Annotated in this window: 17 protein-coding genes, 1 tRNA gene and 1 pseudogene; 6 read left to right on the top strand and 13 right to left on the bottom strand. The window is 39.0% G+C overall.

Going from position 1 to position 20,157, the window contains the following annotated elements:
- Positions 1 to 81 precede the first annotated feature (81 nt).
- The 12 genes from RBQ60_RS05435 to RBQ60_RS05380 form a co-directional block, all read right to left on the bottom strand.
- Positions 82 to 1,149: an NAD(P)H-dependent oxidoreductase gene (locus RBQ60_RS05435; RefSeq protein ID WP_307885559.1), complete on the bottom strand. Its 1,068-nt coding sequence runs from the start codon at positions 1,147 to 1,149 to the stop codon at positions 82 to 84.
- A complete protein-coding gene (locus RBQ60_RS05430; protein WP_307885558.1) occupies positions 1,146 to 2,339 on the bottom strand; it encodes a lactate/malate family dehydrogenase in 1,194 nt (397 codons plus the stop codon). The genes RBQ60_RS05435 and RBQ60_RS05430 overlap by 4 nt, the downstream gene beginning before the upstream one ends.
- A gap of 14 nt (positions 2,340 to 2,353) precedes the next feature.
- A complete protein-coding gene (locus RBQ60_RS05425; RefSeq protein WP_307885557.1) occupies positions 2,354 to 7,204 on the bottom strand; it encodes a nicotinate-nicotinamide nucleotide adenylyltransferase in 4,851 nt (1,616 codons plus the stop codon).
- A gap of 331 nt (positions 7,205 to 7,535) precedes the next feature.
- A complete protein-coding gene (locus tag RBQ60_RS05420) occupies positions 7,536 to 8,906 on the bottom strand; it encodes a S1C family serine protease (RefSeq protein WP_307885556.1) in 1,371 nt (456 codons plus the stop codon).
- Positions 8,907 to 9,194: 288 nt separating this feature from the next.
- Positions 9,195 to 10,199 carry a tryptophan--tRNA ligase gene (gene trpS / locus RBQ60_RS05415; protein WP_307885555.1) on the bottom strand — a complete coding sequence of 335 codons (1,005 nt, stop codon included), beginning with the start codon at positions 10,197 to 10,199 and terminating at the stop codon, positions 9,195 to 9,197.
- A gap of 70 nt (positions 10,200 to 10,269) precedes the next feature.
- Positions 10,270 to 10,494: a PspC domain-containing protein gene (locus RBQ60_RS05410; RefSeq protein ID WP_307885554.1), complete on the bottom strand. Its 225-nt coding sequence runs from the start codon at positions 10,492 to 10,494 to the stop codon at positions 10,270 to 10,272.
- Positions 10,491 to 11,195 (bottom strand): RadC family protein, encoded by a 705-nt coding sequence (gene radC / locus RBQ60_RS05405; protein WP_307885553.1) that lies wholly within the window; start codon positions 11,193 to 11,195, stop codon positions 10,491 to 10,493. The genes RBQ60_RS05410 and radC overlap by 4 nt, the downstream gene beginning before the upstream one ends.
- Positions 11,196 to 11,198: 3 nt before the next feature.
- Positions 11,199 to 11,675 carry a DUF402 domain-containing protein gene (locus RBQ60_RS05400; protein WP_307885552.1) on the bottom strand — a complete coding sequence of 159 codons (477 nt, stop codon included), beginning with the start codon at positions 11,673 to 11,675 and terminating at the stop codon, positions 11,199 to 11,201.
- Between the two features lie 284 nt (positions 11,676 to 11,959).
- Positions 11,960 to 12,346, bottom strand: a complete 387-nt coding sequence (locus RBQ60_RS05395; RefSeq protein WP_307885551.1) for a (deoxy)nucleoside triphosphate pyrophosphohydrolase — start codon at positions 12,344 to 12,346, stop codon at positions 11,960 to 11,962.
- 12 nt (positions 12,347 to 12,358) lie between these two features.
- Positions 12,359 to 12,664, bottom strand: coding sequence for a hypothetical protein (locus RBQ60_RS05390; RefSeq protein WP_307885550.1), 306 nt, complete (start codon positions 12,662 to 12,664; stop codon positions 12,359 to 12,361).
- A gap of 33 nt (positions 12,665 to 12,697) precedes the next feature.
- Entirely contained in the window at positions 12,698 to 12,865 is a 168-nt protein-coding gene (locus tag RBQ60_RS05385) for a hypothetical protein (protein ID WP_307885549.1), read from the bottom strand.
- A gap of 102 nt (positions 12,866 to 12,967) precedes the next feature.
- Positions 12,968 to 14,203: a DNA polymerase Y family protein gene (locus tag RBQ60_RS05380; protein ID WP_307885548.1), complete on the bottom strand. Its 1,236-nt coding sequence runs from the start codon at positions 14,201 to 14,203 to the stop codon at positions 12,968 to 12,970.
- Between the two features lie 428 nt (positions 14,204 to 14,631).
- Here RBQ60_RS05380 and RBQ60_RS05375 point away from each other — a divergent pair, with 428 nt between their 5' ends.
- From RBQ60_RS05375 to RBQ60_RS05360, 4 genes and pseudogenes are all read left to right on the top strand, one after another.
- Positions 14,632 to 15,468, top strand: a complete 837-nt coding sequence (locus RBQ60_RS05375; RefSeq protein ID WP_307885547.1) for a metallophosphoesterase — start codon at positions 14,632 to 14,634, stop codon at positions 15,466 to 15,468.
- 198 nt (positions 15,469 to 15,666) lie between these two features.
- Positions 15,667 to 16,188 carry a peptidylprolyl isomerase gene (locus RBQ60_RS05370; protein WP_307885546.1) on the top strand — a complete coding sequence of 174 codons (522 nt, stop codon included), beginning with the start codon at positions 15,667 to 15,669 and terminating at the stop codon, positions 16,186 to 16,188.
- 74 nt (positions 16,189 to 16,262) lie between these two features.
- A tRNA-Leu gene (locus RBQ60_RS05365) sits at positions 16,263 to 16,346 on the top strand.
- A 119-nt stretch (positions 16,347 to 16,465) separates the two neighbouring features.
- Positions 16,466 to 16,876, top strand: a pseudogene (locus tag RBQ60_RS05360) (ester cyclase).
- Positions 16,877 to 17,172: 296 nt separating this feature from the next.
- Here the strand turns inward: RBQ60_RS05360 and RBQ60_RS05355 are convergent.
- Positions 17,173 to 17,817, bottom strand: a complete 645-nt coding sequence (locus RBQ60_RS05355) for a Crp/Fnr family transcriptional regulator (RefSeq protein ID WP_307885545.1) — start codon at positions 17,815 to 17,817, stop codon at positions 17,173 to 17,175.
- 96 nt (positions 17,818 to 17,913) lie between these two features.
- Between RBQ60_RS05355 and RBQ60_RS05350 the strand changes: the two genes are divergently transcribed.
- Both RBQ60_RS05350 and RBQ60_RS05345 read left to right on the top strand, forming a co-directional pair.
- Positions 17,914 to 18,867, top strand: coding sequence for a nucleoside hydrolase (locus RBQ60_RS05350; protein ID WP_307885544.1), 954 nt, complete (start codon positions 17,914 to 17,916; stop codon positions 18,865 to 18,867).
- Between the two features lie 551 nt (positions 18,868 to 19,418).
- Positions 19,419 to 20,021 carry a hypothetical protein gene (locus tag RBQ60_RS05345; RefSeq protein WP_307885543.1) on the top strand — a complete coding sequence of 201 codons (603 nt, stop codon included), beginning with the start codon at positions 19,419 to 19,421 and terminating at the stop codon, positions 20,019 to 20,021.
- Positions 20,022 to 20,157 lie beyond the last annotated feature (136 nt).

Genomic DNA, 20,157 nt, shown 5'->3' with positions numbered 1-20,157 from the left:
GGCTAAAACAAAAAAACGTTGATTTTCAATTTATGGAAAACAACGTTTTTATAATAATTTATTCATATACATTTTCTATCATTACCTTTTCACTAATACATCCATCATACCTTTGGCAAAGGCAGTGGATCTTTCCTCAATCCCCTCAACTTTTAAAATACTTGCAGGGTCATTCGCCGTTTCCACCATTGCGAACTTAGGGGGCAAACGGAAGGTTTTATTCATACTTAACGCACTAATTAATTGCTCTGCCACAATATCCCCACCGCTATACCCTGAAACCACAACGGCAAATAGGTGCTTTTTGTAGAATTGGGTTTTCCGAAACAACGCAGTCAAGCGGTTGATAAACGCTGTAATGTTGGCACTCACGGCGTCGTTATAATTTGGCGCAAGAATCAGCATGGCATCACAGGCTAAAATCCCAGGATATACTTCCTTGGTAATTACACCACCATAATAACAACTGGACTTTTCACTAAAGTGCATACACATACGGTAAGGGCAGCCGCTACAGTCTTGGATAGTACCGTTACGCAGGGAAATTTCTGTAATATCGCAATGCTCCAAATGTTCCTTAATCATATGCCAAAGCCCAACCGTATTGGAGGTTCCATAGTTGCTGGCATGAAGAACAAGAATATTCGCCCGTTTTTTTTGTAAAGGCTGAAACTCCATCACCCGCTTTACCATCTCCCCTGCGGAAATATGATATGCCGTCAGGTTATCCGTCTCTAAATTCATGGCCTGAATATTATAATTCAATAAATCCTTCGTTCCTTCAACCATAGCCCTGCCAGGGAAAGTGCATCCTGCTTGGTTCGCTGTAAAGATCAGCCCTCTGGCAACAGACTTTGTATAAAGCTCACTCTCCCCATCAATAATAATTCCCCCAACACTACCTTCCAACATGAAGGGGTCTGTTCTCATTTTCTTTAAGAATCGGCAATACTCCAAGTTGACCCCTGAAATACCCAATGGGATTGCAAAAATAATCCTTCGGTTTTTCAATGGGCCAAAAGCATCTACTGTTTCAATCATTTCCTCCGTTTCGTAATTCCCTAAGACTTCTTCTAGTAAGGCACGAAGGCGCATTGTTCTAATTGCATCTTCACATCTGGGATAAACTAAAGTCAACTTTTCTTTCATTGTATCCCCTCCAGTCCACGAAAGGCTTTTTCCAATCTGACAAAAAGCTGTTTTGGTAGTGGCAAACTTTCAATTTCCACGCCCCAAGGTGTGGTTCGGTTTTTACATCCCATATATACTCCACCCAGATAGTTCGAGCTGTAATGCCACTCTCCCTGCAGGGTTAGAATCAGAGAGATGGCCGCAGATGAAATGGCCGGGGCCACATAAGGCTTAAAACCCAATTCTCTGGTGCGTAAGTTTGCCTCAATTGCCAACTGGGTTAACTCCTTGGAAAGGGCTTCGTCATAATTTTCTATACTGTTGGCAATGACCAAATCTTGCCCATGGGGGCCATAAGCCCTTCCCTCCTTTAAAAAGGAAGAAAACCGTTCCTCTTTCTTGGCATAATAAGCTGCACGGGCATTCATTACTCCTAAACCATAGCCTTGAACCTGTTCCGGACGTAGCCCTTTTCCGTCAAACACCCCATTTTCGTCAGAGTTGCTTGCCATAAATGCCGCCTTACACAATGGGTCAACGGGATCGGAAACCACGGCAAACAGACCTTGGAATTCACTATCTCTGGCTTTTTTAGCAAAAACCGAAATAATTCCTCGATTTGCCTCGAACTGAACCATTCGAACATCCTGTACTTCTGAACCCACTGGCGGAATGCCTTTTGATGCACAGAATACAAACATATCGCAATCAAAAAGTTCTTCTTCCTTTAAAATTACTACCTCAGGCATTCTATCGTAATCCCAAGGGAAAGCCCCTTGATTTAACTCGCTTTCCCATCTTTTACAAACATTTTCATTTACGTCATAAATTCCTAAAGTTTGAATACAATCGCCACCCAAAAGTTTTAATGCCGTCAAAACTGTGCTACCCACGTCACCAAGGGCTAAAAGGTGAACGCTCTTTTTTCCTTTATGATTCTTCTCAAGCCTTTCTTTCCATTGCTCCACCGTTCCCCAATTTAAGTTGATAAGAACTGCATTTCCATTTTCTATATCTTGGGTAAAACCTTCCCTTTCCTTCTTAGAAAGCTTTTGAGACACCATATTCAAAGCATTGCTATTTAGCCAAAATAAGCCTTCTTCTCCTGCAAGTTGTCCTAAATGAGTTAGTCTGCAACAGCCTTTATTGTTCTCCCTTGGCAATCGAACTGGAATCATTACCCCTTGGTTAAATTCAAATCGCTTCATATTTATCCCCTCTTTCACTTCACCAAATGTTTTAGTCGTACCAATCGCTCAATATCATTTTCCAGATAAACAGAAGCAGGCAAATGGTAATCATAGTTCATGCAATTTCCACGATCGGGGCATCTTGGAGAAATAATCACTTCATTGATGCGATCTAAAGTCAAGCTACGCTCAAAAGCACTTTGGTATTCCTGCTCTAAAACCCGAAGAATATCCCTGGCATTTTGCAAACACACCATAGATAAATCGAAAATCGCTTCTTTTGTAGAACCAGTAATAAAGCCCGGCATCACATATGGCAATATCAGGTTAACGGAATCTATCATCCCGTTATCCCTGCTTCTAACTTGTTCCACTCCGTCACCGCCGATAAAGGGATACATTGATGTTTCCACAAACCACGACTTCAAAGAGGGAATAAAATATGCACTTTCCACCTTTCTGCCCTGAATCTCCATTAAATCTCGCCCACGGCCAGAAAGTATACCAACCACAATACGGTCAATATTCACACCCTCTTTTTGAAAGAGAGGGTTCAGTTCACGGATACGGTAACCTTTATGCAAAAGTTCATCCACTAAAATCACAGGGCGGCGGAAAGAATTAATCATACGCACCTGACAGTCCAAGGGTAGATACTGAGGAAATTCTCGAATCTTAAAGGATCGAATTTCTCTATCAAATACCTTTTCCGTATGCAAAACCTTTGTAACGGTATTGGGAATTACAATTCCCTTTAAAATTTTGCCAAAGGGAACGCACATATTGGGCCCCAAGTTTCGTATCTGCGTAGGATCCTTTGGTACGCCGTTTGCCTGTGTAATCAGCTCAATCAACCGATTGTGCATCATACCTGCATCAAAGGATATTACTAATTCCCCAGGGTGTAGCTTCGTCAAGGCTCTTTGCATATTGGAATGGGCTTCTCGTAAAGTTTCCAAAACGCTCTCGTTGGTATTAAAAGGCTCTTTGATTACCGTCTGCACATTATGATATAGAGTGATTGGGCTTTTCATATCCACAACATAGATATCCCTGCTAACATTTTTGACCAGCTTCAAAAACCCTTGCCGTTCCAATACGTCTTGAATTTTTTCAGAAACTTCCCCTGTTTTCAGGCTGAAAATACCATAGGTATAATCTTCTTCCAAAGCTCTGGCAATAGACTCAGTGAATAAAATTTGCTCCAAATCCGCTATTTTTGAATTTTCCCGGGTATAACAAGCCTCAAACAAAATAATTTTTCCCGAGGTGTTCTCTCGGATATAGCTTGCCGTTTCAATGTTTTCAAATTCCATATAAAGCTCAGTGGTGGAGAGATGGCGATAAACCATAATTCCGTCAGGTTTACCTCTGCCAAATTTATCAAACACAACTGTCATACCACTGCCTGATTTATACAATGCTTCTAAAATATTATTTACCATTTCCGGGTGAATACTGCTGCCAAAAATCACACCCTCAGCCTCGTCCACATCCAAATAGTGACCCACTTCTACCGCCTTTGTTGCCAAAAGTTGTTTGTATTGAGGCTCTCTGAGATAAAGGCTATTTTCATAAATATAATTCTGGGCCACTGTATCAATCAGGTTGGAAATATCTCGATTATGGTCAATGTTCTCTCGAATTCTGGTAGAACTTACATCCTCAAAATGCGTTGGTAACTTTAGCTCCAAAACCTGATTTTTTATACAATCATAAGAGGTTTTCTTCTTTTCACTTCTCGTTGTATCCGTTTCTCTTAAGAAAAGAATATGAGGGAAGGTTTGTATAGAATGCTCCACGGGCTGAGTTTTGTAGGAGGATGCATTTTGAACCACATCACTGCCTGCTACCATATACACCTCTTTATCAGGAAACAACTCACGTAAACGTTTCAAATCCTCCGGATTGGCAATGTTCACCGGAACATTTTCTGGGAACAGATAAATATTTTCTTCATTAGCTACGGACATATTGATAATACGGCGTCTTACCATATGGGGCTGGGTTTTCTTTGACCAAGAAAATTCATCAATGGCCAGATAGACAATAAACCCCATATCCCGAATTTCCTTGGCAATTTCCTTGTGGCCCAAAGAAAAAGGGTCAAAACTTCCTGGAAAAAAAGCAACCTTATTGGGTTCTTGGAAGGAAAAACTTCCCTGTGTAAATAAATAATCGCTGATAAAACGATAAATTGCATTCCAACTTGCCGTATCATTAAAAAATCCCAATTCAGAGGTTTCATCTTTGTCCGTCAAGGTTACTAATTTCTTACTGATAAAGGCAAAAATATTTTTCTTCTCTTCAAGACTTAATCCTTCACTACCAAACAATTCATGGCCAACTACCCAAAAAGCTTCTCGATTGACGTTGGTATGATAACTGGCAAAACCACTTAATATCATCCCCATAATCCTCTTTTTTCTTTCCTCATAAATGGCCTTATACTCTGGAAACCTTAGACTATACTTCTCATAGTGACGCACCATAACGCCAAGGGTATCCAAGGCAACGCTGGCGATACGGTCATTGGTACTGCATTGCAAACGATGAATATCCAACAAAAACTCGTTCAATTCCTTGGGGTGTAAATACATAACGTATTCTCCCAAGTATTGAGGAATATATTTTGAGAATTCAAATTCCCCAATCTCCAAGCCCTTTGTTAGCTCGATTGCTACCTCATTTCGCTGATCCCAAGAAAGTAAGGGTGCCAGTTTAACCAAGGTTTCCCCTGCAAAATGGCGAACGGTTACTTGCTCGCTCACCTTTAAAAGATTAGAAAGGTGAGTTGCCACATGAAGCTTAGGCATAACAACACCCAAACGAATTCTTACATATAAAAGCTCAATGTTGATAATCTTAATTTTCCAAGGGGTTGCCGCTTTCAAGTTCTCCAAAAAGATATCGGAAACCACCTGATCATCCTGAAAAATACGGTGGAAAGACACCCCTCTAAGTTTATTTTGAATGCCATAAGCCTCTCCAATCATATACAGTAAAAATTCCAGGCTCACGTTACCTTTTATGGTCACCCGTTCCACGATTTGAATCACTTTGTCCACTAAATCAGGAGTTTTAGAAAAATCAACCGCCATATCCTTTAAATTCAAAAGGATCGCCCCCCGAATTTCTAATGACCCTCCCTTTGCGTAATTTTCCATAAAGGATAATAATACTTTTTTCTCCTCATCATTTAATAAGCTTTGAGGAACAGAGGGCAATGTATCAATCAGGATAAACGCAGTGTCATCCCCCCAATCCATAGCTTTATAATACTCTAAAACAGAAGCAATATATCGTTTTCTTACCTCCTCCTTGCAGTTTTCCAATAAGGACGTAACCACCTTTTTCAAACCGTACCCTAGCCAACGGCGATGCCTGTCGATCATTTTATGATCAGGGATGATAATCATCTCGAGATATTTTTCCCACATATCAAAACTGGAAGTCTCATCTAACACAATATCCACATCCGTAGGCAATTCTTTTCCATATTCAATATCATAGTTGGCAATCATATTGCCTAGCAAATCCCCCGCTTGACGGCGGATATCCCCTTCTCTATGAACCATCAGTTCATACAAAAATCCAATGAACATCTGCTTTTGCTTTTGGTTCATATAAGTAAAATACTCGGAGAAAATATCCAAATAAGCTCTGGAACTCTTCCAATCCCTTGCACTTCTTGCCGTTTCCAAAATAACACCAAAGGATGCCTCTCGGCTTAATTTATGCATCAAAAGAATATTATGATTGACGGCAATATTTTTGAAAACATCCACAGTTTCGTTAATATCCAGCAAGGCCAATTCTTTATGGGTAACCTCCCTTAAATTTGCCTTTGTCAAATCCGTATTCACCCCAAGGGAATGCATATAATTTTCAAAGTCCACCAAACGGGAGTACACATGGCGATAACGATTTTCCTTTGCCATGTCCACATTATCTAGCTTTTCCAAAATTACTCGAAATGAGTCCTCCAAAGAGTATACTCCCATAACCTCTTTGCCATTTTCAAAACCCTTGCTCTTTACCCGAAAATCGGCATAAATCAAAATCAAAGACTCCACAGGCAGATTTTCCAACTCCAAATCCCAAGTAGAGTGGTTGGCAGCAATATGCCCAATATCCGATAGGCTATTTTCCTTAAACCAAACATCGGTATAATAATAATGTAAATAGGGAATTCTCTTGACCTCGCTGTCTTTACATCCATATTTCCCAATGTCGTGGCCCGCTGCTGCCCCAGAAATCAAGCCCAAGTCCACAGGTACATTGGCCTTAGCCAACTGCCGACCAACGTGCATGGAAATATAATGCACCCCTGCTACATGAGCCAGGGCATCAAAAGGGGTTACTTCACGACCAATGCGCATGAGTTCATAAATATATTGATCTTGAAAGCAAGTCAAAAACTTGAAATACTGAGCCTCATAGGGGCTATTTCTCATTTCCTCTTCCGTAGCAAAAGCAAAATCCCGATTCCTTTTAAAGGGTAATTCCTCCTTTTCAAACGCTAAAAAAATACGCAAAACCTCTAAGTAAAAATATACAGCCCGACGCTCGTATACATCTAGGTTAATATCCTTTCGATGGGGATAAATCTCTTTGTTTATAAAACGAAACGTATATAATAACCACCCCTCCTTAGGCACTTCTCTTGCCAAGGTAGAGAGCATTTTTTCACAATAGAAAAGAACAGTTTGACAAGAAATTTCTTCACTCTGCGTAATTACATTGATTGCATCAAGCCAGTATTCTTTTTCCAAAAAAGCAATCATGGCTTTCTTTTTCAAACCTGTTTTTCGTAGAAAATCTTTATGGGTCAGAGTTGAATAAAGCCCTCTATATATGGCACCGTCTCGTTTTTTCTTCATAAACAGCCTCCCTCACACCTCTTTTTTTAATTTTAACACTAGGTAAACCCTGTTTCAATAGCCTCTGGCGTTTGACTGAAATATTTTATTTTTTCACCCTCTTGTCAAGGGAAGAACTTTAAACCATAATTAAAAATCCTTTGTTTGAATGAATTCAAAAAAGATACTTCATTCATAAGTATCTTCAACGATAACCATATTATTTATCCAACAAGTCAGAAAACAACAGAGAGAAAAACCTATATGATTTGATATCCAAAAAAAGAAAAAGCCCGATTGTTCTTTTTTCAAAAGAATCAATCAGGCTAGTTCAAAGCGAGAAAGCTTATTTTTAGTTGTTCTTATCGGCAATGGTAAGTTTTAAATCGTGGCCGGTTTCTCCATTTCTCACAACATGGATATCTACGGTGTCACCCACCTTAGTTTCACCCACAACTTGGATCAAGGACTCCATGTCCATTACAGTTTTTCCGTTAAAGCTGGTAACGATATCGCCTACCATAATACCTGCCTCTTCCGCAGGGCCACCTTCTGTTACTTCCATAATCAAGGCACCTACTGGCAATTTGTAAAGGTTTGCATTTTCAGAAGTGATGCTTGTGCCTTTAATGCCGATATGAGGCTTGGGCTGTGTTCCATTTTCCAATAACTCCTCTACGATAGGCACAATCACATTACTTGGAATTGCGTAGCCCATACCTTCTGCCATAGAAGAATTATATTTGGCTGTATTAATACCAACGACTTCGCCTGCGCTATTTACCAAAGGGCCACCGCTGTTACCGCCGTTAATCGCCGCACTGGTCTGTAAAACAGTGAGCTGGTTGCCTTCAACGTTAATATTTTGTTCCGTCATACTAACCATGCCATCCGTAGCAGAAAGGCCCATACCCATGGCATTACCAATGGCAATTACACTATCACCAACTTCTAATTCATCGGAATCACCAAAGGAAGCAACGCTGACATCTTTGACACCTGCACCTTTCAGATCATTCCAAGAAACAGTAAGCACAGCTAAATCAGATTCGCTTTTTGTACCAACAACCTTAGCAGGAACCGTTGCATCTCCCTCTAATGTAACATAAATGGAACTTGCACCGTCAATTACGTGATTGTTTGTAGCGATGGCAATTTTGGCATCATCAGAATAGAAAATAACGCCACTGCCTACGCCATTAGATTCATAGGGAACACTAAAAGAACCAAAGTAATCCGCTGTACCTGTAATTTTTGTAGAAATGCTAACAACAGAAGGCTTTACCCCTTTAATGATATCCACGGCAGAAACACCATTTCTTGAAGAAACTTTTTGTGCCATAACAGGGGTTTTTGTCACCGTAGGCTCGTCTTCAAAATAATATTTCACTGCACCGTAGCCAGCGCCCATACTACCGCCTCCTGCAATGCTGACAATTAGGCATGCTGCAATAAACTTTGCCCAATTCCGTTTCTTTTTTGGGGTTTTCTTCACCTGTTCCTCATAGTGATATTCACGAATAGATGGACCTCCATCCTCCTCCTGTGTAACTTCTTTCTCAGCCTCAACCTCTTCAGGAGCCATCTCATGGTGGATGACTTCCTTTGCCAATTCCTGATCCTCTTTCGTCATAGTTTCCTCCACAACAGAATCATTGAAAACTTCGGTTTGATCGGTTTCTTTATTTTTATTTTTTAAATTCATATCTTCTAGTTCGAACATATCGTATTCCTCCGTTCATTGTTTTATTGATATGAGTATACCGCATGCTTTTGAACAAAATATGAACGTGAATTTAATAATCGGTTAATTTATTTAGAAATATTTGCCCTTTGAAAGGAATTTTTTTGTGATTCCTTGGGTATATAGCCTAAAAAAGCCCGTTACTAAGGCAATCCTGTAGCTATAAGACAACTCTTCATAAACCTCTAACCGAATACTTATATTATCTATACATTATGGAATTTACCCCGCATGTATAACTTCAGCATCTTACTGTCCTTTACTTAATTAGCGAATTTTTGCAGGAAAGCCAACCTTCTTTTGTGCCTTAGATAATGTTCTTTCTGCAATGCGCCCTGCTTTTTCCGCACCATTTTTAATTACGCTATCCAAATAATCCTTGTTTGCTTCCAAGTCCTTCACACGCTTTTGAATTGGTTCCAACCTAGCCACAACAGCTTCACCAACCGCCGCTTTAAAGGTGCCATAGCCTGCATTTGCAAACTCTCTTTCTGCTGCCTCAGGAGTAGCCCCTGTTACTGCGCAATAAATACCTAAAAGGTTGGAAATACCCGGTTTGTCTTCCCCAAAACGTACCTGATTATCGGAATCGGTCATGGCACGTTTGAATTTATTCATAATAACCGCTGGTTCATCTAACAAAGCAATGGTGTTGTTTTTATTTTCATCAGATTTAGACATTTTCTTTGTAGGTTCTTGTAACGCCATAATCCTAGCACCTACCTTGCCGATATAGGCTTCGGGAATCTTGAAGGTATCGCCATAAACGCCATTAAAACGTGACCCGATATCTCTGGTGATTTCCAAGTGCTGACGCTGGTCCTCACCAACAGGCACCAAGTCTGTTTGGTATAACAAAATGTCCGCCGCCATCAAAACGGGGTAGGTATATAACCCTGCATTGATATTATCAGAATGCTTTGCTGATTTATCCTTAAACTGAGTCATTCTGTTTAATTCGCCCATATAAGTAAAGCAGTTGAGAATCCAGCCCAATTCAGCGTGCTGAGGAACATGAGACTGGTAGTAAATCATATTTTTTTCTGGATCCAAGCCTACAGCTAGGTATTGCGTTAAAAGTTCCCTTGCCTGTTTACGCAACTTGGCAGGGTCCTGACGCACTGTAATTGCATGCATATCTACAATACAATATAAGCAATCGTAATCATCCTGAAGTTTTGTCCAGTTATTCAATGCACCTAAATAATTTCCCAAAGTAATCAACCCAGAAGGCTGCATACCACTAAATATTCTCTTCTTCTCGTCCGCCATTTTACGTTCTCCTCTCCCGTATCACAATGAAAAAGATGGCCTGTGGATACTTCCCAGTGCCACCTTTGTTTTAATTTTTTTCTGTATAATCGCCATCAATATAACCTGTATCAATAGGTATGATACAAACACAAATGACATAGGCTAAAAGACCAATGAAAAATCCTGTGAAAATGCTGGCCAGAACCCAAACCAAACGAATCAACGTAGGGTCCGTGTTGAAATATTCTCCAATACCTCCACATACCCCTGAAATCTTTACATCAGTGCTAGAACGATATAATTTTTTTGTCATAACTGTCCCTCCATAACTTCTTTATTTAAAAATTTATTTTCTAAAAAACTAAAAGTTGTATCATCTGCAACAATAATATGGTCAATTAATTGGACTTCTATTGCATACAATAACTTTCCAAGCTGTGTGGTGGTCTGTATATCCTCAAAGGTAGGTTTGCAAGCACCTCCCGGATGATTGTGGGTTAAAATCACCGCCGAGGCTTGTAATTTTAAAGCAGCCTCAATCACAAACCGAGGATGCACTGCCGCTGTATTTACCGTTCCCTCTGCAACTTGTACTGTGTTAATAACACGACGTTTATTGTCAAGACAAATTACGTAGAAGAACTCTCTGTTTTTATACGCCATAAGGGAGATACAATACTCCACTGCACGGCTTAATGAATTGAGAACAGGCCTATCCCGCCACCTAGCTTGTATGCACCGCCTACTTAACTCCTTTTGCAAGGAAACTAAAATGGCGGTATTCTTGCCCACACCACAAAGACGTGAAATATCAATGGGCTCTGCTTCTATCAACGTGGGCAAAGAACCGAATTCTTTTATCATTTTATGGGCAAGAGGGTTGGTGTCCCCTCTAGGCACGGCATAAAATAGAAGCATTTCCAAAAGCTCATGATCATGAAAGCCTTCTCCACCTTCCTTTAGAAACCGTTGCCGCATTCGCTCCCGATGCCCGCTATGGATATCCGCTGCCATAAACTACTCCCCTATTTCCAACAACCGAGTTAACTCGTTAAAACCATTAGTATAAATGATTTGCAAAAGGGCATCCAACCGCCTAAGGGCATCATTCACATTTTTTTCGGAAATAATACCACTTTCAAGACAATCAGCCAGTTCCGCCAAATCAAGTACTTTCACAAAGCCGCTTTTAAAAACAATTACATCCGCCAATAAATCATGGAATATATAAGCGTTATCTTTTTTATTATATTCCGTTTCGATTATATCACAATAGTAATAAACAAGCTCATTTTTTTCATTTAAAAATTTACTTATTTTAAAGCCTTTTTTAAAGTAGTAGCAGGAAATCCCATGGTCAAACTCTTCTTTCGGGCGAAAAACAAACCATTTGGTAATGAGCACCTCATCATCATGATACAGAATTTCATCATCCTTTAAATAAATTGTTTCATTTGGAATAAACCGTCTACGGTAGAGCTTTAATTCGCTCAAGGCCTCACCCATCCTCATCTATAAAAGCACATACAGCTCTTAAGAATCTTATTTCAAAGATTGCATAAAGGTATGGCTCCCGTCTTCCTTCGTATTCCGAACTATGCGTAATGCTTCGTCCCTTCTTTAATCAACCAATTCTTTTATTATAGTACATTATAAGAAATTATACCATAAAATACAAGAATGGAACCTTAAATCTATTGAATTATTTTATAATTCTTTATTAATATTTTAGTGGTATTTTATGAAGACCCATAAATTGTTAAACTCCTTTTGTTCTTTTACAACCCCTGCTCCATCAATCGCTCCAATATTTCCTCATCGGCAGGGCAAAAGTTAAATCTTGGGATTTGGGCAACCTGTATCCATCGCAAATCATTATGCTCCAACAGCTGAGGGGTTCCTTGTATAATTTTAGCCTTGTATAGTGTAAGTTCTATGGTAATATCGGGATAAACATGACTTAACTCCATATAAACCTCACCAACTTCAACCATTACACCCAATTCCTCTCTACACTCCCGAATTAATGCCTCTTCCTTACTTTCACCATTTTCTCTTTTACCTCCAACAAACTCCCATAAAAGCCCCCTTGCTTTGTGGGAGGGGCGTTGGCAAATTAAAAAACGGTGGTCTTGACAAATCAAGGCGGCAACAACTTCCGTCATATCCCTCACCTCTTAACCAAAATAGCCACAATCGCATAATAAAGCCAAGGCATCATTGACTTCATTATCGTCAAATAAAACGCCGTACTCTCCCTTTACAATCAAGGCTTCCATGGATAAATCAAGCCTATTTTTCTTTTTCAGTATTTCAAAATTTTCTGAACATCCGTCTCTGCTTAAAGCTCTACGGGCAACAGAAACACCGCCATGTTCCTCAATATTTTTTAAAAGCCTCGTGGCATTATACCCTTCCATACCTTGGGCTTCTTCCGCTTTTTTCATCCACTCTTTAGAGAATTTCTTTTCTAAATCCGTCATGTTTGTTCCTCCTGTTTTTACCATATGATAAAATCATGCTATATATTTTAAAAATATAATTCGCCCCAAAATAGAACCAACTATTAATCCAACAAAACCAACATCGATAAAGGCGTCTTTCGTAAAGCAAACAAAAACGCCTCTTACTATAAGCAAAACTATGGTATATTTGATTACTTCTTTCCCTATAGATTTCCCCATGATTCCTCCCCTCCCCCCAAAAAAACCAGTCCTTTTATATCAACCTATTTGGCAAGAGCTTGGAACTCTTCATCAAAAACGAAGAATATTCACCTAACTGTATCATTTCCTTAAATGATTGATTTTTAAACTTCCGCCTCCGTAGGCAGGCTCAATGCCTCCGATAAAAGTAGACCTTACCACCGTTTCTCTACCATACTTCTTACGCAGGCTATCCATGGCTGCATCCGCTTGTTTATCCTTCGACCAATCCTCATCTAAAATAGAAAGCTGAATGCATTCGTCGCTACAAAGATGACCCGCTCGGATTCCCAAATGTCGTATCGGTTCTTTTTTCCAAGCCTCATCGAAGACTTTTTTTGCCGTCTCGTAGACTGCATTGGTGCAGTCAATGGCATTTAACAGTTTTGTTTGGTGGGAGTATACTTGAAAATCTGTAGTTTTAATCACTACCCCGATCTCCCTTGCACAAAATTTACTCCCCCGCAGACGCATGGAAACCGTCTCCGCTAGAGATAGAAGAATTTTGTATGCCTCTTCCCCTTCCTCTACATCATAAGGAATGGTGGTGCTGTTGCCAATGCTTTTAACTTCCTGCACCGCCTCTGCTTTGGCAACGGGGGTATCGTCAATGCCATTGGCATAAGCATGAAGCATCCTGCCATAGCTTTTAAATTCTTTTTCCAAAAGCACCACTGGATACTTTGCCAACTCACCAATGGTACGGATGCCCATCTTTCTCAGGCGAGGCGCCGTCTTTCTACCCACCATAAACATCTCCTCCACAGGCAACGGCCACAGCTTCTGTGCCAATTCCTCAGGATAAAGGGTTATGATTTTATCGGGCTTTTCCAATTCTCCAGCCATTTTTGCTAAAAGCTTATTGGAACTGATGCCAATATTTACAGTAAACCCCAGTTCTTTTTTAATATGCTCTTTGATTTTACTTGCCCCCTCAAGAGGTGATCCAAAAAGCTGTTCCATACCCGTATAGTCAAGGAATCCCTCGTCAATGCTGAACTGCTCAATGCGATCGGAGTAGTTCGAAAGTATGCAAAACATCTCTTCCGAATTTTTGGTATACAAAGCAAAATCCGGGGGTACACAAACCAACTGAGGGCACTTTTGCATGGCAAATGCCTTGGGCTCACCTGTTGTAATTCCGTATTTTTTAGCAGGGGTACTTTTGGCCAGAATAATACCCCGACGACTTTCACTATCCCCTGCAACTGCCGAGGGTACGGTACGTAAATCCTGCATACTGCCTTCTTTTAGCATCTGAACTGCACTCCAGCTTAAGAACGCACTGTTCACATCAATATGAAAAATAGTTCTCACGTAGTCCCCTCCCTTTTGTCTTAGTATATCATGAAAAAAGCCGAGCTTCAATCATGCAAGGTACCTTGTGACTAACGCATTCTACGCTTAATTTTTTACGTATCAGCATTATTTTAAACAAGAACCAATTTATAAAATACAATCATTCTTCAAAAAACCCACTTTAAAAAGCTTATTGCTAAAACCAAAAACTGCAGCTTACTAAGCTAAAATAGTTGAATCATTGCCCATGATTATTGGTATAAATACAACCACCTGAAACTTACCACCTATATACTCTTCCAAGTTATTCAAACAAGTAACATCTTTTTACGCCAAAGATTTTAATAAAAAGTATAACACTAAAAAACCTTTCTTGTCTTCCTTGAAAATCACCCTTATAATATAACAAAATAATATAACAATTAAGTAGAAATGTGGTGAAACCTTTGAAATATCTTAAAACAAAATTTGCCTGTACCATCCTTTGTACGGCAGGCTTTTTGTACTGGCAAAACAACGGCCTTATGTTAACAAAAAAATGCCATTACAAAAATGTTCCCAAGGGATTTAATGATTATAAAATATTGCAAGTCTCAGATTTGCAGAATAAAGCTTTCGGAAATAACCAAGCACGTCTTCTCAGCAAAATCAGAAACGCAACGCCTGATATCATCGTGGTTACGGGAGACTTGATTGATCGAAACCGCACAAATTTGGATACGGCAATGGCTTTTGTGGATGGGGCGGTAGACATTGCCCCTGTTTACTATGTCAGCGGAAATCATGAGCATCAATCCGGCTATTTTGAAGAACTTACAGAAAGATTAACCCAGGCAGGTGTAACTGTCTTAGAAAATGGGAAGTCTATCATCAAGAGAAATGGTGATACCTTAGAAATCATTGGCCTAGCGGATAAACGGGTAAACCCATATTTTGACCAAGCTCTTTCCACCCTTCTAAAAGGTGGGGAAGATGGTCGTTTTCGCCTTCTTCTTTGCCATCGCCCCGAATTATTTAAAACCTATGTAGAAAAGGGGGTACACCTTGCCTTTACAGGTCATGCCCATGGTGGCCAAATCAGGCTACCCTTTATTGGTGGAGTTTTCGCCCCGAACCAAGGCTTTTTCCCGACTTATACCACTGGGGTTTACGAGAAGGCAAACACGGCAATGGTAGTAAGCCGAGGCTTAGGCAACAGCACCTTTCCCTTCCGTTTTTTTAACCGACCTGAGTTGGTATTAATCACTTTAAAAAGCGAAAATAAAGTCGAAGAGATTATTTGATTCCCCTACCATGTTATGCTATAATAAGCGAGTTATCCCGCTTTCAGCTAGTGAGCCTTGCTTCATGAAACATGGTGCTTACAAAGGGTATGGAGTAAAAATACAAGCAAGTTCTCACCGGATACAAAGGTGTTTAACACCGTTTTAATTGCATATGAAAATTATTACACACAGCTTGAATAGGAAAGGAAGATACGAATGGCAAAAAATCCAGTTGTAACTTTTGAAATGAAAAATGGCGGCGTAATTAAGGCTGAACTTTACCCTGAAATCGCTCCAAACACCGTAAACAACTTTATTTCACTGGTAAACAAAGGCCACTATAACGGCCTAATTTTCCATCGTGTAATCAACGGTTTTATGATTCAGGGTGGATGCCCCGATGGCACAGGTATGGGCGGCCCTGGATACCAGATTCGTGGGGAGTTTTCCATGAACGGCGTAAAAAACGACTTGAACCATGACAAAGGTGTGCTTTCCATGGCTCGTGCTATGAACCCCAACAGTGCTGGTTCCCAATTCTTCATCATGCATGAAAGATCCCCTCACCTAGATGGTCAGTATGCATCTTTCGGCAAGGTAATCGAAGGACAGGATGTTGTAGATGCCATTGCAACCGTTCCCACAAGCCGTGGTGATCGTCCCGTTGAAGATCAGGTTATGATAAAAGTAAGCGTTGATACCTTCGGCGAAGAGTATCCCGAACCAGAAAAAATGTAATATTTGCAAAAAAAATCGAAAAATTGCTTGCATTATGTTCTATTTTATGTTAATATAAGCAAGCAGTTTTCTTTGCGGATGTGGCGGAACTGGCAGACGCACCAGACTCAAAATCTGGCGGTAGTGATATCGTGTGGGTTCGAGTCCCACCATCCGCACTAATTAGAAAAACTTACAAGCTTGTCTTGTAAGTTTTTTTAATTTTATTCTAAAATATAGTTAGCGAGAAGATCTATGTAATCTGACCGAGAAAAAATCAAAATTTTGAGGTGAGCAAATGGATAACAAAGAAATTGTAAGATATTTTTATGAGATAGTTGTTTCAGAGAATTTGCTCGAACAACCTCCCCCAATTCATATCAGAGAATTGTACTCTCAAAGTCGGAGAAAAAACCATTCCACAAGGTTTAGATGGCATGAAGCGACATCTTTTAGATGTGAAAAAACTTATCCTGATTACACAATGACAATAATTCAGCAGTATGTGGATGGAGATTATGTGATTTCTGAATTCATTATGGAAGGAACACATGAAGGGGAATGGATTGGGATAAAACCAACACATAAAAGACTATCATTCACAGGTTTCGATATTGACAAAGTAGTGAATGGGAAAATAGTTGAGCATGGTGGTGCTGTTAATACATTTGATACACTATTTGAGCAACATTTAATTAAACCAGTGTAAATCCCAGTTTAGCATAGACATTAGGAGCATAGCTTTCCGCATTACGTCATATATATTGCTAAAAAAGACCTTGGTTATTTATTACAGCCAAACTTAAATTAAAGTCATGTATGAAGATTGAACTCGTACATGACTTTTCTAATTGATTCGATAAATAAAACAACTAATTAATTACTGAACTCCACAAGTATTGAAAATAGATCCATCCCCTACCTTCTCGCAACAGCATTTTTTTGGAACCTTATATTCATTTTAATCGTCGATTTTCAATCAAATTCTTGGAATTGTTTACCTGTTTAAAAAATGTTAAATACATCAAGTTCAATACATTTTTGTAATTTTTCCACCGATAAAATTTTGAAGGTTTTATTTTCATATTCAAAATAACCTTCTTTTTTACACTCAGCAATGGCTCTATTCAAACTACGTAAGGGAACCAGGATTTCAGCGCATACTGCATCCTTCGTAATTTTTGATAAGCTTCCATTTTTATGGTGTGCATAGATACAACTAATAAGCCGATCTTTGATGTTTAGGGATGAAAGCCAAATTAATTGCCTGGCACTGTATAATAACTTTTCTGTCAGTTGTTCAAAAAGAAATTTCGAAAACCCAAAGTCTAGTTTCATCCACTCAAATACGTAGTCTTCATGCAAAATCGATACTTCACAATCGGTATTACAAACGACATGTACTGTTTTCATATTTTTATTAAATAATTCCAGTTCGCCAAAATAAGAGTAAGCCTCATAAGTATATAGTACAAATTCTTCACCTAGTGCATTTTGCGTAATCACATTTGCGCAGCCTTTTTTGAGTATGAACAAGTAGTCGTTTTTTTCTCCCTGAAATATAATAGGACTGCCTTTAGAATATTTTCGATGCAGAAACTTTCCCCTTATTATTTCAGGTGCTTGATTCATAAAGTTTTCAATATTCATACATATTACTCCTCAGAATAAAATTGGTCAAATGACCTATTTTCATGTTATCACTTTCTATATTATTATACCATTAGGATAATAGGGGGCGATATAATGAGAAGAATTATAATTGACACTGATTGCGGCAGTGATGACGCTGTGGCAATCATCATGGCACTCAAATCAAAAGACATTCATGTTCAAGCAGTCACTACCGTTTGCGGAAATATCCCAGTTGACCTTGCAACAAAAAATGCGTTAATGACCATTGAGGTTGTAAATCAACAAAAGCCACCACTATATGTAGGTGCCTCTAAACCTTTAATGAAAGATTTGGTCACCGCTATCCATGTTCATGGTTTGGACGGTATGGGGGATCAGAATCTTATCCACCCCACACTAACACCTGAAAAAGAACAAGCAGTAGATGCAATTTTAAGATTAGTAAAGACTTATCCAGACGAAATTGAAATTGTGGCGTTAGGTCCAGTGACCAACATCGCACTGGCTATTTTACGTGATCCTGAAACGATGAAAAAAGTAAAGCACATTTATTCTATGGGGACAAGTGGATTTGGAAAGGGAAATATCACACCGGTTGCAGAGTTTAACGTTTATGTGGATGCAGAGGCATATGATATTATGCTAAAGGCAAACCTCCCCTTAACCATCATCGGTTTTGATTTATGCTGGGGGGAAGCGGCCTTATACAAAGATGAATTGGATATGTTATTAGATAGCAACGTAGCCGAAGCTGTGTTTGCCGTTCAGTGCAACAAGACCCTTTTAGAATTTAATTTCAAGCGTGCTGGCAAGCATTTTGTAGATTTACCTGATCCTGTTGCAATGGCAGTTGCTCTTTGGAAGGAAGTTTCTATTGAAACCGTAGCATGTTATTGTCATACTTGCATTGTTGATCCGTTAGCTTATGGTCAAGTAATTGTAAATGATTTAAGTTTAAATGCTTTTTATAATAGTAAGCATACATCAGCCCCTAATGCATTCGTTTGCAAAAAGATTGATCATCAAATTTTTAAAACAAAGTTAATGGATGTATTAACTACATAGTATTTGAACCTAAGTAAACTTTCTATTTTCGGATGGATTCTCTACTTTTGCTCTAGAAAATAAACCCCGACTTTTTCAATAATATCGGGGTTTATTTTATTGTATTAAGCATAGTAAAAGCTTGGCTTTTTCAGTATAGAAATGTTTAAGCAAAGGAAAGAAACGTTGCTTCTATTTGAGAAAGGGCAAGTCTTGATATTTTAAACCTCCTATAGAGGCAGTTTACTCTAAGCACCCGCTTATCAGGTGGTCATGCTTATGTGAAAAATGCCTTCTCATTAAAAACCACCCTACCCCTTTGTATTTTCAACTTCTTATTAATCATAAAAATCTAAAATCGTCTTTTTCCAAGGAAACTTAAATATTCATTCTAAATTAATCAGTAAAATGAACGGAAACTTATTATTTTTAACATCCTTGATATTAATTGAATGCTTGTACACAAAAAATATATCGCTGAATATTATGTTATTGGATGTATTAAAGTTTAAAAGTCCAGAGCGTTGACTTCCATCAACTAAAACTATCCTAAAATGAAAGGAAGAGTATGAATGGGTTATTGCAATAGATGTTTTGATTCCCGAGACAATTACGAACAAAGCAGCAACAATGATAGTAACAACAACAATAACAATAATAATAACAACAACATCGTCGTTCCTCCTATTTATATTAATAATGGGCACGACAAGCCAGATCACAAGGACAAGGACAAGGAGAATAAATTCAAAGACTTCGTTTATTTTGCGGCCAATCCTCAGGATTCTACGTTCAATGAAGTTTTAATCTCCAATAACACAGCTAACCCCACCGTGGTTTCCCAACTAACAGTAACGAATATTAAAGCAGGGGAAAAGGTATGGTTAAACGGTTTATTCCACATCGATAACGACCAAAATAACTTCATTACTGCCGATGTTAGAATTTATGTAAATTCAATTAACCCCGGCCAGGAAGTTTATAGGGCACTAATTGAAATTGACGAGGAAAATCAAGATGATTATTCCCAGCCAATACCTGTACAAGATGTAAAGTATTTCTCATCTTACACCAGCAGTGTAACTTATATTTTAGTTGTTAGTATTACGGGACCCGTAAACAATGATGTGTTCTTGAAAAGACCAATTACTTTTACAGCAACTGTTATTAGGTAATTCAGCTATTTAGCCTTTAGTTCCAACTTAAAATAAAGCCAATGCTGTTGGCACTAAACTTATGATACTCCAAATGCAGCCTCATTTATGGTGAAAATCAAAATGAGGCTGTTCATTTTAAAACAAAAAAAGGTAT

The organism is Anaerotignum sp. MB30-C6, assembly GCF_030908465.1.
In the GTDB taxonomy this organism is placed as follows: domain Bacteria; phylum Bacillota; class Clostridia; order Lachnospirales; family Anaerotignaceae; genus Chakrabartyella.
The sequence above is the reverse complement of the archived record's forward strand: the minus strand, read 5'-3'. Positions and strand labels throughout refer to the sequence as shown.